This is a genomic window from Chitinophaga sp. RCC_12 (genome assembly GCF_041360695.1).
Classification (GTDB): domain Bacteria; phylum Bacteroidota; class Bacteroidia; order Chitinophagales; family Chitinophagaceae; genus Chitinophaga.
The window spans coordinates 1,090,121-1,107,397 of the sequence record NZ_JBFUPS010000001.1; the positions used below are offsets into that span (position 1 = coordinate 1,090,121).

Sequence of the window (17,277 nt, forward strand, 5' to 3'; positions counted from 1 at the left end):
ATAAAAGTACATCACACGAAACATTAAATCGATTATTACTGTATGCATCTACCATCATTGATCATTGACCTGGCATTAATATTAGGAGCGGCGGGAGTTATTACATTACTATTTAAACGGCTGAAACAGCCGATGGTGCTGGGGTATATCATCGCTGGATTTATAGTGGGGCCCAATTTCAAACTGTTTCCTACTATCGGGGATGCAGAAGGGATAAAAACCTGGTCTGAAATCGGGGTTATCTTCCTCTTATTTTCACTGGGACTGGAATTTAGTTTTAAAAAGCTGATGCGGGTGGGAGGTACTGCCACCATTACCGCATTTGTAGAAATAGCGCTGATCACCGTTGCCGGTTATTTTACAGGTAAACTGATGGGCTGGGGCTTTATGGACAGCCTGTTCCTAGGAGGTTTGCTGGCCAGTTCCTCTACCACTATCATTATCCGTGCCTTTGAAGAATTAGGTATCAAGAAAAAGTCATTTACCAAAATAGTTTTCGGTGTGTTGGTGATAGAGGACATTGTGGTGATCCTCATGATGGTATTATTATCTACGATGGCGGTGAGCCGTAAATTTGAAGGAACGGAGATGCTGTTTACCATTGCCAAGCTGATGTTCTTCCTGGCGGTTTGGTTCCTGGCAGGGATTTTTCTTTTACCCACCGCACTGAAGAAAATAGAACGCTACCTCAATGGAGAAACCCTGCTGATACTGAGTATAGCGCTCTGTTTGGGCATGGTGATCCTGGCCACTAAAGTGGGCTTCTCCGCAGAACTGGGCGCCTTTATCATGGGTTCCATCATAGCGGAAACCACCTCCTCTGAAAAAGTGGAGCACCTCATACAACCGGTAAAAGATCTTTTTGGCGCTATCTTTTTCGTGTCGGTAGGTATGCTTATCAACCCCGAGATGATTGTAGAATACAGGTGGCCGGTACTGTGGATAACGTTGTTAACCATCACCGGGAAATTTTTCACCACCACAATGGGAGCGTTGTTATCCGGTCAGCCGCTGAAACAGGCTGTCCAGGTGGGCATGAGTATGGCGCAGGTAGGGGAATTTGCCTTTATTATTGCAACACTGGGGCTTTCCCTCGGAGTAACCAGCGAGTTCCTTTTCCCGGTAGCAGTGGGCGTTTCCGCCATTACCACCTTTACTACGCCTTACATGATCAAGTTTTCCGTGCCGTTTTATAACTGGCTGGAGAAGATCATCCCCAGTCGCTGGCTAACTACCCTGAACCGGTACAGTGCCAGTTCACAAACCCTACAGGCGGAAAGCGACTGGCGTATTGTATTGCGCAGTTATGTAAAAGTGATTGTATTGAATGCGGTGATCATGTTCGCCGTGATCTTACTCAACACCTATTATATCGGTCCGTTTGTGATTAAATATGTGAAGAACCTGTTCCTGGCAGAATTGCTGAGCGTGATCATCGGTATTGCCATGATGTCGCCGTTTATCTGGGCGCTGATGGTGCAGAAAATTTCGAGCAATTCCTATAAGGCGTTATGGCTGGATTCCAAATACAATCACGGTCCGCTGGTAGTGGTGGAAGTAGTGCGTAACGTGGTGGCCGTGCTGCTGGTGGGTTTCCTGGTAAACCAGTACTTTCCCTTCTGGCAGGCGTTGATGGGTACTGCCGTTATATTGGCCTGCGTGCTGCTGGTGTTGCGTTCACAATTGCAGAAATATTATAACCGTATTGAAAGCCGCTTCTTGACCAATCTGAATGCCCGTGAAACTGCCGATGCAGCCAATAATAAAGCTACGGCAGCGGATTTGCTGCCCTGGGATGCGCAGGTGTCTGAAGTAGAAATTGATCCCTGGTCTACCCTGGTGGATAAACCGCTGATAGATCTGCAGCTGCGGGAAAAGTACGGTATTAACGTAGGCGCCATTAAAAGAGGCAATGTGACCATCTACGCACCCACCCGCGATGAGAAATTATTTCCGCACGACATCCTTACCGCCATTGGTACGGAAGCGCAGCTGGAGGAATTTAACCGCGTGGTAAACACCCTCAACGTAGAAAGAAGCGACGATGTGGCGGATGAAAACATCGGCCTGACCAGCATCGTAGTGGATGAACACAATGGCCTCAAAGGTCAGACCATCCGTGGTTCCGGCATCCGGGAAAAAACGCAGGCACTCGTAGTAGGCATTGCCCGCGGCGGCGAGAAAATCCTCAACCCCGCTTCCGAAACCGCATTTGAATGGGAAGATGTAGTGTGGCTGGTAGGCAACCGCCGGAAGATCCTGGAATTTTCGCGGGGCAGGTAGCGCGAGTTTTGTCTTTCTCGCTGATTACGCTGATTATACTGATTAGCTTGATTTTTACTTTTGGATTTTATAAAGGATTAAAGGAGATAGCAGCGGATATATTCGCTGTTATCTCCCTTAATCCTTTATAAAATCCAAAAAATCCAAAAGTAAAAATCAAGCTAATCAGTATAATCAGCGTAATCAGCGAGAAAGACAAAATTCGCGTTTAAGCCTTCTCAAGAAACGCCCGTAGCACATACTGCAAGATGCCACCATGACGATAATACTCGATTTCTATCAGGGAGTTTAGCTTTGATTTTACTTTGAAAATAATGGGCGGCCCTTCCGCCGGAATAGCCGTTACCGTTAGTATTTTGTTGGGAACAAGACCGGTGGAGATATCGCTGATGGTATATGATTCTGTTCCGGTTAGATTTAAAATAGCTGCATTTTCTCCTTCCAGGTACTCGAGTGGGAGAATGCCCATGCCTACCAGGTTGCTGCGATGAATACGTTCATAGCTTTCCGCAATCACTGCTTTTACGCCGAGGAGATTGGTGCCCTTTGCTGCCCAGTCGCGCGAAGAACCGCTGCCGTACTCCTTTCCGGCCAGGATGATCAGTGGCACTTTTGTGGCCGCATATTTCTGTGCCGCATCATAAATGGGCAACACCATTCCGGATGGGATGATGGTGGTAAAGCCACCTTCTTTGGGCGACAACTCATTTTTAATACGCACATTGGCAAAGGTACCTCGGATCATCACTTCATGATTTCCCCTCCGGGAGCCATAAGAATTAAAGAGACGCGGATCAATGCCCCGGTCCAGCAGGTATTTACCGGCAGGCGTGTCTTGTTTAAACGAGCCTGCGGGGGAGATGTGATCTGTAGTAACAGAGTCGCCCAGCTTCAGTAGCACACGTGCGTCTTTTACATCTTCCACGGAAGACGGAAATTCAGAGAGCCCTTTAAAGAACGGCGCTTCCCGGATATAGGTGGAGTCGTTACTCCAGTGATAATCTTTGCCCGAGGGCGCCAGTAAACCGCGCCATTGTTCGTCGCCGTCGAATATTACCTTATAGATGTTTTCAAAGTCTTCCTGCTTTACTGCGGCCGCTACGGTATCATTGATTTCCTGTTGTGTAGGCCAGATGTCGCGGAGGTATACCGGTTCGCCGTTAGGATCATAGCCCAGCGGGGCGGTGAGTATATCTACATCGATGCGGCCGGCAATGGCGTAAGCTACTACCAGCAGCGGTGAAGCGAGGAAATTCATCTTTACCTGCGGATGTACCCTTGCCTCAAAATTACGGTTACCGGAAAGTACCGACGCCACCACCAGGTTACCTTTTTCCACCGCTTCCGCAATGGCAGGCGGCAGCGGACCACTGTTACCAATACACGAAGTACAACCATAGCCAACAATATGAAAACGCAATGCTTCAAGTTCAGCCAGTAATCCCGAGCGCGTCAGGTATTCGGTTACCACCCGTGAACCCGGCGCCAGGCTGGTTTTTACCCAGGGCTTCACATATAACCCGCGACTGATTGCTTTCTTTGCTACCAGCCCCGCCCCTATCATTACGCTTGGATTAGAAGTATTGGTACAACTGGTGATAGCAGCGATGGTGATGGCGCCGTCGCTCAGCACATATTCTTCATTTTTCAGTTTAATACGTACGGATTTAAGATAGTCGAGTTCCACCGCTACTTCCTCCACATGCTTCTGTATTTCGTAGGTAAAGGTGGTACCGGAACCACCTTCCGCCAGCCAGGCGGTATCGCGCCGTTTGCCTTCGGGGGTGTACATGCGCTTGAATTCCTTGCTGAGCAGGGTTTCAAACTCGTTGTGCAGATCACGGACCAGGATACGGTCCTGCGGGCGCTTAGGCCCGGCCACAGCGGATTGTATTTGCCCGAGATCCACTTCAATGATATCCGTATAGGTGATTTGTTCGCTGCCATGACGCCAGAGCATATTTTCTTTGCAATAGTTTTCCACCTGCGCAATATCCTCTTTGGAGCGGTTGGTGCGATGCATGTATTGCAACGTTTGTGTATCTATCGGAAAATAGGTAACCGTGCAGCCAAACTCTGGCGACATATTGGAGATAGTAGCGCGATCAGGCACGGAGAGGAAGTCCAGGCCGTCGCCGAATACTTCCACGAATTTGTCGACCACACCGTATTTACGCAGCAGCTGTGTAATGGCCAACACCATATCCGTAGCAGTAACGCCTTCTGTCAACCGGCCGGTGAGCCGCAGGCCAATCACCTGGGGGCAGGAGAAATAGATTGGCTGGCCCAGAATGGCTGCTTCGGCTTCAATACCACCTACGCCCCAGCCCAACACGCCGATACCGTTAACCATGGGAGTATGGGAGTCTGTGCCCACCAATGTATCAGGAAACAGCCAGCCATCGCGGTTAATAACGCCTTTGGCGAGGTATTCCAGGTTTACCTGGTGACAAATACCCATGCCCGGAGGCACTACCGTAAAATTATCGAAGGCCTGTTGCGCCCATTTGAGCAACTGGTAACGTTCTTTATTACGTTCATATTCATAGGCCACATTTTTTGTATAAGAGTAGTCTGTTCCGAAAAAATCTACCTGCACAGAGTGATCTACCACCAGGTCAACCGGTATAGCCGGGTTAATTTTAGCGCCGTCTTTTCCTTTGCGGATCACTTCCGCACGGATGGAAGCGATATCCACCACAGCGGCAACGCCGGTGAAGTCCTGCATCAGTACGCGGGCCGGTTTAAAAGGTATTTCGTTATCTGTTCCCGCAGGATCCCAGTTCACCAGTGTTTCCACGTGTTCATCAGTGATGGCGAAGTTGTCGTGGTTCCGCAATACATTTTCCAGTAAGATCCTGATCGAGAAAGGCAACCGGGAGATTTTTCTTCCGTCCTGTTCCAGTTTGCTGAGTGATGCGATACGTGGCTGCATAAGCTGAGTTGTTGACATTTTTAATGAAACAATGATGCTACCATTTTGTTTATTAAAGATACCTTATTATGAATCGTTTATAAACGGTTCATATTAAAATAACCCTGCCGTACCTATGCATTGCGCTATATTAGCTTTATTGTAAATGCACCTCAAAATGACCGGAAAACTAAAAGTACCCTCCACTTCCCGCCTGGTGCTGGAAGCAGCCATGCAATTGTACACCTCTCCGCTGCAACAACAATATATGGAAGCGATCGATTTCAGTGAAACCAGTGGTTTATATGATGAGCTGAAACGGCAATATCCATTTGTTACAGATATGATCTGCCTGCGCAAACAGAGCATCCGCGGGATGTTGCGCGGGCGCATCCCTGAATTTGCAGGGCAACAGGTGATTATCCTGGGCGCCGGACTGGACCCTTTATCTTTATATCTCCTGGAAAACTATCCTCAACAGATCAGCCGGATCATAGAAGTAGACAATGGATATATTGAAGAAAAGCAACGGCTATACGAAGAAATTATTCCGGGCAATCCGCTGATCGCTTTCATCAAATGCGATATAACAGACACGGCGCTGCTATGGAATAAATTATTGAAAAATGGCTACCGGGAAGAGATTCCTGCTATCATCATTTTTGAGGGTGTGCTTCACTACATCCCCAACCAGGCATTTGTGCAGGTGATGCAGCTATTTAAAACGCAGTCTCACCACAACCTGGTAATGCTGGATTATTCTTTATCTGAAGAAGAGGTGCCTGCAAATTTTTTGTCTCATCACAAAGCGGTAAAAGAGGTGCTGGAAAGCTATATTGGCCGGCCCATCAATGTGAATAACCGTGCAGACATGGCAGGATTGCTGTATCAGCTGGATGGCATACTGGAAACAGTGGAGCCTTTGTGCGAAACGGAAAAAAGACTCACCTGGGGCAATCAGCTGTTTCATGCACCCGGTGAAGGTATTGTGGAAATGGTGAGTTTCCGGATATAAGTATTACTCCCACCAGTGTTCCTGCGGATAATGTGCGCCTATGGTTACCGGCTCTCCTATGCGGGGAGTGGTAACCAGCAACCCTCTTTGTGCACCGGCGGCGGTCACTCTTTTCGGGGAATCATTCCAGGCGTGCATAGCCAGCACAAATTTACCCCAGTGTACCGGCAGCAGGGCTTTTGCCTGCAGGTCGACAGCCGCCTGCACGGTTTCTTCCGGTTTCATATGGATGAAAGGCCAGTAATCATTGTATTGTCCGCATTCCAGTATCACGAGATCGAAGGGACCGAATTTATCACCGATGGCTTTGAAATGCGTGTCGTATCCCGAGTCTCCCCCGATAAAAATCTTGTACCCAAAAATTTCCAGTACAAAAGAAGACCACAGGCTGCCACCTCTTTTGAATCCGCGGCCGGAGAAATGTCGTGCAGGCGTAGCCGTTAGGGTGATGTCTGCAGCAATTTCACGGGTTTCCCACCAGTCCATTTCCGTCACGTTGTTGCCTGTTGCCACACAGCGCTGTAAATCGTGACCAACGCCAAGGCTGGTATAGATGCGCTTTGTACGTGGTTTCAGCTGTGCTAATGTTTTTTTATCAAGATGATCATAGTGATTGTGAGTGACGATCAAGAGATCTATTTCCGGCATATCAGCGGGCGTATAGGCATCTGCTCCCGGAAAAGCCTTTACCATAAATGACATGGGGGATGCGCTGCCGCTGAACACCGGGTCTACCAATATATTAAAGCCCTTTACATGGATGAGGTACGACGAATGACCAAACCATATGACCACCGGTTTTTCCGAGTATAATGTTTTCAGGTTGGTGTGCACCGTGGGCATCGGTCCCGGGGGGCGAACATCCGCCGGGCGTCGCAGTACTTTGCGGAGCATGGTAAAATAGGTAACATCGTCAGGTTTCATCGGCGTAACGGAGAGGTTCTGAAACGCCCCGTTCCGGAAGTTCTGCGAGTGTTGTATTCTTTCTTCTATGGAAGGTAATTTCCGCTGCATGTATTAAAGTTAAGAAGCTTTTATACGAAGACGGACAGTGCGGAGGAATATTTTACCCGGTATAAAAAAAGGCCCGCTCAAAAGAGCGGACCCACATTTTAACCTTTATGTCGGCAGGTTAAGATCGTGCCAGCAATCGTTTTCCCCGGGCCATTAACCGCAGCAGGCGGGTATTGCCATAGAAAGCAGAATGATACTTTGCGGTGGCCTTGCGGCGTTCACCATAGGTTCTCAGCACGCCATCGGCAGTAACGATGCCTGTCAATTTCTTTCCTTTGTCGAGTACCGCCAGGATATCCGGCGGGTAGCTATCGAAGAGTTCTGTAACGAGATTGATATTATCGGCGGGATACAGGTATGGTGCAGATGACTCCAGGAGCTCGCGGACAGGCGTATTGCTTCCGGCCGACAACTGCTGCCTGTTAACATAGCCTTTAAACTGTCCGGCGTTATCTGTTACCGGCAGGTAACGATAGTGGTAAAAGACGGTTTGCAATAACTGGTCTGCCTGCGCCTGTGTCATTTGCTCCTGTAATGTAACAGGAGGTTGTGTGGCAACGGCCGCCACATTGATCAGCTGCATCATATCAGGGGTATATTCTTCCGGGGTGGCAACACCTCTGCGGCGGATCTTTTCCGTCATGATGCTGCCTTTCATAAGAAAGAACGATACGAAATAAGCGGCTGTGCAGGCGGCTATCAGCGGCAGGAGGCCATGTGTTTGCCCGGTTGTTTCCAGCGAAAATACAATGGCGGTGAGCAATGCACGGGAAGCGCCGGCAAACATGGCGGCCATACCAATCAATGCCGCGGTAGCAATATTGATGCCGCTGCCGGGGAATAATTGCATCACGGCCACACCCAGTAAGGCGCCAAAAGCACCGCCAATAGTAAACAGGGGCGCCAGTGTTCCGCCGGAAGTGCCGCTACCCAGGGAAATTACCCAGGAAAGATATTTAAAGATACAAAGCGATACCAGCAGCGCCAGCGGTGCATTGCCGGTCAACAGCGTTTTGATGTTATCATAACCCACTCCCATGGTGTGCGGGGCGAAGTAGCCGATCACACCCACCGCGATGGCGCCGAGTGCCGGCCACCACATCCAGTGGATGGGTAATTTCTCAAACAGGTCCTCCACGAAATAAACGGACTTCGACACGTAAGCGGCGACTACGCCAATTACAGCGCCCATCAGCACATAAGTGACCAGGGCAATATCGGTTACGGCAGGGATGGGGGGCATAGCAAAAACCGGGTTGCTATCGAATAACAGGATGTGCATACCGGCGCCGGCGATACAGCCTATGGCCACGGGAATCACTGAGCGGGGAGAGAATTCGAACAATAATAATTCAATGGCCAGCAGGATAGCGGCCAGCGGGCTGCCGAAAATAGCGGCCATACCAGCACAAGCGCCGGCGGCCAGTAATACTTTTCTTTCTGCAGAAGAAATGTGGATCACCTGGCCGGTGAAGGAGCCAATGGCGCCACCGGTGGCGATGATAGGGCCTTCCGCACCAAAGGGACCACCTGTGCCGATTGAGATAGCAGCGGATATGGGTTTCAGCAAGGTAATCACCGGCGGGATCTTGCTTTCATTGCCAATGATGTTCTCCATGGCTTCCGGGATACCGTGACCGCGGATGGCTTTACTGCCGAAACGCGCCATCACGCCTACTATCAGGCTACCTATGATAGGAACTATTATTACGATCATACCCAGGTTGTTTCCTGCGGGCCCTGCTTCTTCAAATGAAAATTTACCGTAAAACGACAGGTTGGTAATAAGACTGATCAGCAACACCAGTGCTTTTGCCACTACGCCTATAACCAGGGCGTTGATACATGCCTGCAGGCTCAGGTAAAATACCCTCCGCGACATATTTCCGGCAAACTTTTGCTCTTTTTTATGATTCATACTATATAAAATGACAATTGTATCTTTAAAACAATGCAAAAATATGATTCAAATCATATTAAAACCTATTTTTTCTTCCAAAAACACAAAAAAACACTAGTATTGCAGTCATGAAAAAAGCCGGAACCTGCGATCTGAACACCTGTTTTTTATGCCAGTACAGCATTCCTGAATGGATTGCAGCGGTATCGGATCACAGGCAGCATCTTTTTTATAAAAAGAATGAAACAATTTTCCAGGAAGGCAGCCCGGTAAAAGGGATCTTTTTTTTGTATGACGGCAACGTAAAGGTGCACAAGCAATGGGGCTCTGAAAAAGAACTCATTGTCCGCTTTGCACAAAAAGGTGATATCCTCGGACATCGGGGGCTAGGCAGCGGTGAGCGGCTGTATACGGTTTCCGCCACTGCGCTGGAAGATACCACGGTATGCTATACGGAACTGTCTTTTTTTGAGGCATCACTGAAAGTGAACCCCAACCTGGCGTTGAAGCTGATGCAATTTTATGCCGACGAATTACAGGAGGCAGAAAGGAAGATGCGCAACCTGGTGCATATGGATGTAAAAGGCAGGCTGGCGGATGCTTTGCTGGAACTCAGCCGGTTGCATAAGGCGCTTCATTTTACGATCAGCCGCCAGGATCTCGCTGCTTTTGCAGGCACCACCTATGAAACTATTTACCGCAATTTGCAGGAATTTATGGCAGAGAAACTGATTACCGCGGAGGGAAGGGCGATTACGATATTAAACGAGAAGAAACTGCGTAAGTATATTGTTTAGTGGGGATTAAGAGGAGGTAAGCCCGGCGTTGATACGACGATGAGGTGGACTTGATCCGGAAATGCCCTCAGGCACTGGTTTCCGTAAGCCTGAGCAACTTGTTTTCATTCAGGATGGTGATACTTTTTCCTGAAACTGCTACCAACCGTTCCTCTATTAATTCATTCAACACCCGGAAAGTGGTTTCATAAGTAGCCCCGATGTAGGAGGCCAGGTCTTGTTTACTCAATGCAAGATCAATAAACCCGTCTTTGTTAAAGCCAAACTTTTGTTGCAGCAGTATCAGGGCATTGGCCATGCGGCCTTTAACGGACATATGTGCGAGGTTGCGCATCTGCTTTTCGGACGTTTGCAGTTCCTGTGCATAAAACAGCATCAGTTCGTACAGCAGGTCGTGATTGATTTTAAGAGATGCCTGAAAAAAATCCATCTCTATAAAACAAACTTTTACCGGCTCCAGGGCGGTGGCAGATATGGGGTAATGGTGTTCCGTACCACCTATGCCGCGGTGGCCAACGATATCGCCTTTTTGTGCAAAGCGGACAATGAGTTCTTTTTCAGAGCCCCAGTGTTTATGTACTTTCATGCGGCCTTCATAAATAAAGTAGATACCTTCTACTTTATCACCTTCTTTAAACAGGGTTTCTCCTTTGTTCAACGAAAAGTTTTTCCGGTACAACGCTGTTGCCGGGGCCCACTCTTTCAGGGATAGCCGGCAAAGGAGACAAGTTTTACCATCACAGCCCTGTTTATCTTTCTTCATGTATCGTATTACTGTTTTGTAATTGTTGTAATGTTTCATCTGCCAGCAGGGATTGCAGCTTTACTACCTCTCCTACCACTATAATAGCAGGATTTCCCATACCGGCCGCCTGTGCCCGCCAGGTGATATCCTTTACGGTGCCGGTCACCATTTTTTGCCGGGACGTGGTGCCATCCTGGATAATGGCTACCGGCGTGGTTGCTTTGCCGTGTGCCTGGAAAATATCCATGATCGCTTCCAGTTTACTCATGGCCATTAATATGACTACGGTGGCGGTGGACCGCGCCGCCAGGGCAATATCTTTCGAAATATCGCCGCTTTGGGTAGTGCCGGTGGTTACCCAGAAGCTTTCCGCCGTGCCCCTGCAGGTAAGCGGTATCATTTGAGATGCCGGTACTGCTACTGCACTGGAGATCCCTGGTATGATGGCCACTTTGATCCCATGCTTCCTGGCGGTTTCAATTTCCTCCACCGCCCTGCCGAATATGAACGGATCGCCGCCTTTGAGCCGGACCACATGACCGTGGGCCAATGCCATTTCCACGATCAGGTGGTTTATTTCCTGTTGGGAGAGCGCATGGCAACCATATCTTTTACCTACAAACTTTATTACCGCGCCTGGCGAAGCATAAGTGAGCAGTGATTCGTTTACCAATGCATCATATAATATAACGTTGGCCTGGCGGATGGTATTAATCGCTTTCAGCGTGATCATTTCAGGATCTCCGGGTCCTGCTCCTACTAAAGATAGAAATGGATTTGATACCTGCATACATATGATATTTAAAATTATGTGATTATTTAACAGCTATGCATGCCTAAAATTAAAACAAAAACGCTTAATTTTATAATTAACATCATACACCTACCTTAAAAATCATCTCCAAAGCAAAAAATACTATTATATTAATTAATTTATAATATAATTCAAGATTTCTGATCCTTAAATATAATCGAATGAAAATAGTAGTAATAGGAAACGGTATGGTGGGATACAAATTTTGTGAGAAGATCATTTCCAAATCTGCCGACACCCCGATTGAACTGGTTGTATTTGGAGAAGAGCCCCGTCCCGCCTACGATCGCGTACATCTCACCTCCTGGTTTGACGGCAAAACAGCCGACGACCTGCTACTTGCTACCGCCGACTGGTACGTAGAGCAAGGCATCCGCCTGCACCTGGGCGACCCGGTATTGCAGATTGACCGTATCAATAAAACAGTGCAGTCATATAAAGGTATCGTGGAAACCTACGATTACCTCGTAATGGCCACCGGCTCGGCCGCCTTTGTACCGCCGGTACCCGGCATGGATAAAAAAGGCGTATTCATTTACCGCACTATAGAAGACCTGGAAATGATGAAGGCTTATGCCCCGGGAGCCAGCAGCGGCGCTGTAATAGGCGGTGGATTGCTGGGACTGGAAGCTGCCAAAGCACTCCTGGACCTCGGTATTAACAATACGCATGTGGTGGAATTTTCCTCCCGCCTCATGCCACGCCAGATAGATGAACAAGGATCCTCCATCCTGCAGAACAAGCTGGCCAGTCTTGGACTGAAAGTGCTTACCGGCAAAAACACCCGTGAAATACTGGGTGAAGAGGCCATAACAGGTTTACAGTTTTCCGATGATACCATCCTGGAGACAGATATCCTCGTAGTGTCTGCCGGTATTAAACCACGGGATGAGCTCGCACGTGCTGCCGGCATCACCGTTGGTCCGCGCGGGGGAATTGTAGTAAACGAGCAGATGCAGACAAGTGACTCCTTTATATATTCCATCGGTGAGTGCGCACTTTACAACAACATGATCTACGGCCTGGTGGCCCCGGGCTATGAAATGGCAGAAGTGGCCGCCTCCCATATCACCGGTGAAGCCAAAGCCTTCACCGGTTTCGATATGAGTACCAAATTAAAACTCATCGGGGTGGATGTGGCCAGCTTCGGCGACCCGTTCCCTGCCCCGGAAAGCTGTCACAGTATAGTATTTGAAGATAAATTCAAAGGCACCTACAAAAGGATCAACATCACCCAGGACGGCCAGTTCCTGCTGGGAGGTATATTAATAGGAGATGCAGCTGCCTACAACATGCTGCTGCAAACCACCAAAAACAAACTGGCCCTGCCGGCTAACCCAGAAGATTTATTACTGGGTAACAGAAGCGGCAGTGCTGATACCGGCGCCGGCGTTACCGCCCTTCCGGATGAGGCGATTATCTGCAGCTGTGAAAGCGTCAGCAAAGGCGCCATCTGCCAGGTGGTAACCGACGGTTTTGAAACGCTGGACGAAGTAAAGAAATGTACTAAAGCCGGCACCTGCTGTGGTGGCTGTACGCCGATGGTGAAAGACCTGATCACCGCCACCATGAAGGCACAGGGCAAATACATCCGCAACGTGGTTTGCGAGCACTTCCAGTACTCCCGCCAGGAAATGCTGGATCTGATTAAAGTAAAATCACTCCGTTCCTTTGATGAAGTACTGGACCACTACGGCAACGGCGAAGGCTGCGAAGTATGTAAACCGGTAGTTGCCTCTATCCTCGCCAGTTTGTGGAACGACATGATCCTTGATAAAGGCAACGACACTGCGCAGGATTCCAACGACCGCTACCTCGCCAATATCCAGAAAGGTGGTACCTACTCCGTGGTACCCAGAATTCCCGGCGGAGAAATTACGCCGGAAAAACTGGTAGTGATTGGTCAGATCGGTACTAAATACAACCTCTATACGAAAATCACCGGCGGACAGCGTATCGATCTCTTTGGCGCGCACCTCAGCGATCTGCCCAATATCTGGGAAGAATTGATTGCGGCGGGTTTTGAAAGCGGTCATGCTTACGGTAAAGCACTCCGCACGGTAAAAAGCTGTGTAGGCTCCACCTGGTGCCGATTCGGACTGCACGACAGTGTGAGTTTCGCCATCCGGATAGAAGAACGCTACCGCGGATTGCGGGCGCCGCATAAAATTAAATCGGCGGTATCCGGTTGTATCCGGGAATGTGCAGAGGCGCAGTCGAAAGACTTTGGCATCATCGCCACAGAAAGAGGCTGGAACCTGTATGTATGCGGTAATGGCGGCTCCAAACCGCAGCATGCGCAATTGCTCGCATCAGACATCGACAGTGAAACCTGTATCCAATACATCGATCGCTTCCTGATGTTTTACATCAAAACTGCTGATCCACTTACCCGTACAGCTACCTGGCTCAACAAGCTGGATGGCGGCATGGATTATTTACGCAATGTGGTGCTGAATGACAGTCTTGGTATCGCCGCCCAGCTCGAAGCAGAAATGCAGCTGCTGGTCGACAACTACAAATGCGAGTGGCGCGAAGTGGTGGAAAATCCTGAGTTGCGTAAACGTTTCTCGCACTTCGTAAATGCACCGGCTGATAAAGACCCTACTGTAAAATTTGAAACGATGCGCGCCCAGAAGAAAGCCGCAGAATGGAAATAATCTCTTTACACAAAAAATATACTGCTATGTCTACTACTCACACAACTACTACCAGCTGGTTCCTCGCCTGCAAAACATCAGATGTACCTACCAATGGCGGCGTTTGCGTAAAGTATAAGGAGGAGCAGATAGCGCTGTTCTTTTTTGCCCGCAGAAATGAATGGTATGCCACGCAGAACCTTTGCCCCCACCGCCAGCAGATGGCGCTCAGCCGCGGCATGACCGGCACTGTACAAGACGAGCCTAAAGTAGCCTGTCCTTTTCATAAAAAAACATTCTCTCTGAAAGATGGCCGTTGCCTGTCTGATGAACACGAATGTTCCCTCACTACCTACCCTGTAAAGATCGTGGACGACATGGTGTATATAGGCGTAGAAGCTGAGATGGAGATGGCAGGTGTATAATAAAAAAACGAAACCCGGTAGCTGGCAGGCTAACCGGGCTTCTGATCCTGAAATGATTGGCTCATTCAAAATCAACCAAAGTTACATGAAAAAATGGTTTCCAGGCAAGGTATCGTTGATACTTCCCGGACTGCTGTTATCGCAGTACGGCTATGCCCAGCTCTCTCTCGGTGCGCAACTCAGGACCCGCACCGAACTACGTAACGGACAAGGCGCTCCGCAGCCTGAAGGCACCGCACCCGCTTTTTTTACTTCCCAGCGCACCCGGTTAATGGCGGGATTCAGTGCTTACCGGATCAAGCTGGGACTAACAGTACAGGATGTACGTGTATGGGGACAAGACGGATCCACCATTAACCGTACTACCACCCCGGATAATAACGGGTTTATGCTGCATGAAGCCTGGGCAGAAATATTGCTGACAGATACGGTGGTGAAGAATAAGAGCCTTTCTCTGAAAATCGGCCGCCAGGAACTAGTGTATGACGACAGCCGTTTGCTGGGAAACCTCGACTGGCTGCAGCAGGGCCGCCGTCACGATGCAGCGGTCTTAAAGTATGAAAGTAATGCGTGGACCCTGCATGTGGGCGCCGCGTTTAACCAGAATAAAGAAAATGCCAGCGGCAGTGTGTACAATGCCACGCCTCCCGGTAATTATACCGCGAACACTAATGGCGGCAACATGTACAAAAGCCTGGAGTTCGCCTATGTATCCAGGAAGCTGAACAAGGGCAACTTATCTTTTCTTTTCCTGACGGATCAGTTTTCAAAATACCACATCGACAGTGTAGAGCATGTGGCCGTAAAAGTATATGAAGGCGCTGTAAATACCCGTATGACCACCGGGTTATTTTACACACAGGCATTTAACAAATTTACCTATACAGCTGCCGCGTATCATCAGTTTGGTACCAACGGGAACGGACAAACGGTGAGCGGCAGTTTACTTTCCGGTTCTTTCTTTTATAGTGTAAATAAAACTTTCAGCGCAGGCGCCGGCGCAGATTATATCAGTCCTGATTTTGACCCGCTGTATGGCACCCCCCATAAGTTCTGGGGTAATATGGATTATTTCTATGTGGCGAGCGGATTTGGGAATAAGGGATTACAGGATTATTACGTAAAAACAAAACTAAAGCCGGGACCGCGTTGGGCGCTGACCGGCGACGTACACGAGTTTTTCAGTGCAGCCGATGTAACGGGCATGAATAAACAGTTTGGAACAGAAGCAGATGTAACGGCAAATTACACACTTACCAAAATGATAGGCCTGGAAGCAGGTTACAGTCACTTCTGGAGTACTGCTACCCTGTCTTCCCCTACTGTTAAAAATGTAAAGAACGCTGCTCCAAACAGTAACTGGGCATACATATCGGTTAATATCCGGCCCGAATTTCTGATTAAATAACCTGTAAAAACACAACACATGGCTGCTCCTTTAGATAAATTAAAAATATTCAGTCTTGATACCATACAGATGCGCACGTTCCATATTACGTGGCTCATGTTTTTCGTTTGCTTCTTTGGCTGGTTCGGGCTGGCGCCGCTGATGCCTACCATTCGCACGGATCTCGGTTTAACCAAATCGCAGGTAGGTAATATCATCATTGCTTCCGTATCCGGCACTATCATAGCGCGGCTGATCATTGGCCGGCTCTGTGATACCTGGGGACCACGCAAAACCGCCATCCGGCTGCTGCTGATAGGTTCGTTGCCGGTATTCCTGGTAGGGTTATCAAAAGACTATACTTCCTTTATGCTGTTCCGTTTAGCCATCAGCGTTATAGGCGGTTCCTTTGTTATTACGCAGTTTCACACCTCCCTTATGTTCGCCCCTGCCATCAAAGGCACCGCCAATGCGATTACCGGCGGCTGGGGCAACCTGGGCGGGGGCGTTACCAACATGGTGATGCCGGTGATATTTGCCGCGATTGTTGGTTTTGGTTATACCAAGCCCGAAGCGTGGCGGTATGCGATGATATTGCCGGGAGTGATGATGCTCGGTGTAGCGTATCTGTATTACCGTTATACAAAAGATACACCTAACGGAAATTTTGATGAGATTGGTTATAATAAAAGGGATAATAAAACAGATTGGTCGGTATTGGCCGACTGGCGCATCTGGGCGCTGACACTGGCATACGGAATGTGTTTTGGCATGGAGATCACTTTTGATAATGTCGCCTCTTTACATTTTGTGGATACATTTCAACTTTCGCAGGGCAGCGCAGGGTTCTGGGCCGGCATCTTTGGTTTTATGAACCTGTTTGCACGGGCATTGGGAGGCATTATTTCAGACAAGGCAGGCGCCAGATTTGGCATGAAGGGGAAAGGATGGTTATTGGCCCTGATGCTGCTGGCGGAAGGAATCGGATTATTGTTATTTGCGCAGGCAGGATCACTGGTAGTAGCTATCATAGCGATGCTGAGCTTTGCACTGTTCCTGAAAATGGCCAATGGCGCCACTTACGGGATTGTGCCTTTTATTAACGAAAAAAATGCGGGGCTGGTAAGCGGCATCGTTGGCGCCGGGGGAAACCTGGGTGGTATGATGTTCGGCTTCCTGTTTAAATCAGACAGCATCAGCTACGTACAGGCGTTCACGTATATCGGTTATGTGGTGATTGGCATTTCCTGTATTGTAATGCTCACGCGCTTTACCCGGCAGCCTGCCAGTGAGGAAGCACCGGTAAGAACACCGGTAGCGGTATCATAAATCATTGTAAAACCT

General features: G+C 48.8%; 12 protein-coding genes. 7 read left to right on the forward strand and 5 right to left on the reverse strand.

What is annotated here, in order from left to right:
* The first annotated feature begins 42 nt into the window (after positions 1-42).
* Entirely contained in the window at positions 43-2,283 is a 2,241-nt protein-coding gene (locus AB6805_RS04250; protein ID WP_370908213.1) for a cation:proton antiporter, read from the forward strand.
* Between the two features lie 208 nt (positions 2,284-2,491).
* Here AB6805_RS04250 and acnA read toward each other — a convergent pair whose 3' ends face one another.
* Positions 2,492-5,218: an aconitate hydratase AcnA gene (gene acnA, locus AB6805_RS04255; RefSeq protein WP_370908214.1), complete on the reverse strand. Its 2,727-nt coding sequence runs from the start codon at positions 5,216-5,218 to the stop codon at positions 2,492-2,494.
* Positions 5,219-5,375: 157 nt separating this feature from the next.
* On the opposite strand from acnA, the gene AB6805_RS04260 reads away from it, so the two are divergent.
* Complete coding sequence (locus AB6805_RS04260) at positions 5,376-6,212, forward strand: class I SAM-dependent methyltransferase (RefSeq protein ID WP_370908215.1); 837 nt, start codon at positions 5,376-5,378, stop codon at positions 6,210-6,212.
* A 3-nt stretch (positions 6,213-6,215) separates the two neighbouring features.
* On the opposite strand, the gene AB6805_RS04265 is transcribed toward AB6805_RS04260, so the two are convergent.
* Together AB6805_RS04265 and AB6805_RS04270 are read right to left on the reverse strand one after the other, a co-directional pair.
* Complete coding sequence (locus tag AB6805_RS04265; protein WP_370908216.1) at positions 6,216-7,226, reverse strand: MBL fold metallo-hydrolase; 1,011 nt, start codon at positions 7,224-7,226, stop codon at positions 6,216-6,218.
* A gap of 118 nt (positions 7,227-7,344) precedes the next feature.
* Complete coding sequence (locus AB6805_RS04270) at positions 7,345-9,144, reverse strand: chloride channel protein (protein WP_370908217.1); 1,800 nt, start codon at positions 9,142-9,144, stop codon at positions 7,345-7,347.
* Positions 9,145-9,254: 110 nt separating this feature from the next.
* Between AB6805_RS04270 and AB6805_RS04275 the strand changes: the two genes are divergently transcribed.
* Positions 9,255-9,923: a Crp/Fnr family transcriptional regulator gene (locus AB6805_RS04275; protein ID WP_370908218.1), complete on the forward strand. Its 669-nt coding sequence runs from the start codon at positions 9,255-9,257 to the stop codon at positions 9,921-9,923.
* A 67-nt stretch (positions 9,924-9,990) separates the two neighbouring features.
* On the opposite strand, the gene AB6805_RS04280 is transcribed toward AB6805_RS04275, so the two are convergent.
* Both AB6805_RS04280 and cobA read right to left on the reverse strand, forming a co-directional pair.
* On the reverse strand, positions 9,991-10,686 hold the full coding sequence (locus AB6805_RS04280) for a Crp/Fnr family transcriptional regulator (RefSeq protein WP_370908219.1): 696 nt from the start codon (positions 10,684-10,686) through the stop codon (positions 9,991-9,993).
* Complete coding sequence (cobA, locus tag AB6805_RS04285) at positions 10,673-11,458, reverse strand: uroporphyrinogen-III C-methyltransferase (protein ID WP_370908220.1); 786 nt, start codon at positions 11,456-11,458, stop codon at positions 10,673-10,675. Before cobA ends, AB6805_RS04280 begins: the two co-directional genes overlap by 14 nt.
* Before the next feature lie 185 nt (positions 11,459-11,643).
* On the opposite strand from cobA, the gene nirB reads away from it, so the two are divergent.
* The 4 genes from nirB (at position 11,644) to AB6805_RS04305 (ending at position 17,262) form a co-directional block, all read left to right on the forward strand.
* Positions 11,644-14,142, forward strand: coding sequence for a nitrite reductase large subunit NirB (gene nirB, locus AB6805_RS04290; RefSeq protein ID WP_370908221.1), 2,499 nt, complete (start codon positions 11,644-11,646; stop codon positions 14,140-14,142).
* Positions 14,143-14,168: 26 nt separating this feature from the next.
* A complete protein-coding gene (nirD, locus tag AB6805_RS04295) occupies positions 14,169-14,546 on the forward strand; it encodes a nitrite reductase small subunit NirD (RefSeq protein WP_370908222.1) in 378 nt (125 codons plus the stop codon).
* An 85-nt stretch (positions 14,547-14,631) separates the two neighbouring features.
* Complete coding sequence (locus AB6805_RS04300; RefSeq protein ID WP_370908223.1) at positions 14,632-15,954, forward strand: alginate export family protein; 1,323 nt, start codon at positions 14,632-14,634, stop codon at positions 15,952-15,954.
* Between the two features lie 18 nt (positions 15,955-15,972).
* Entirely contained in the window at positions 15,973-17,262 is a 1,290-nt protein-coding gene (locus AB6805_RS04305) for an MFS transporter (protein WP_370908224.1), read from the forward strand.
* Positions 17,263-17,277 lie beyond the last annotated feature (15 nt).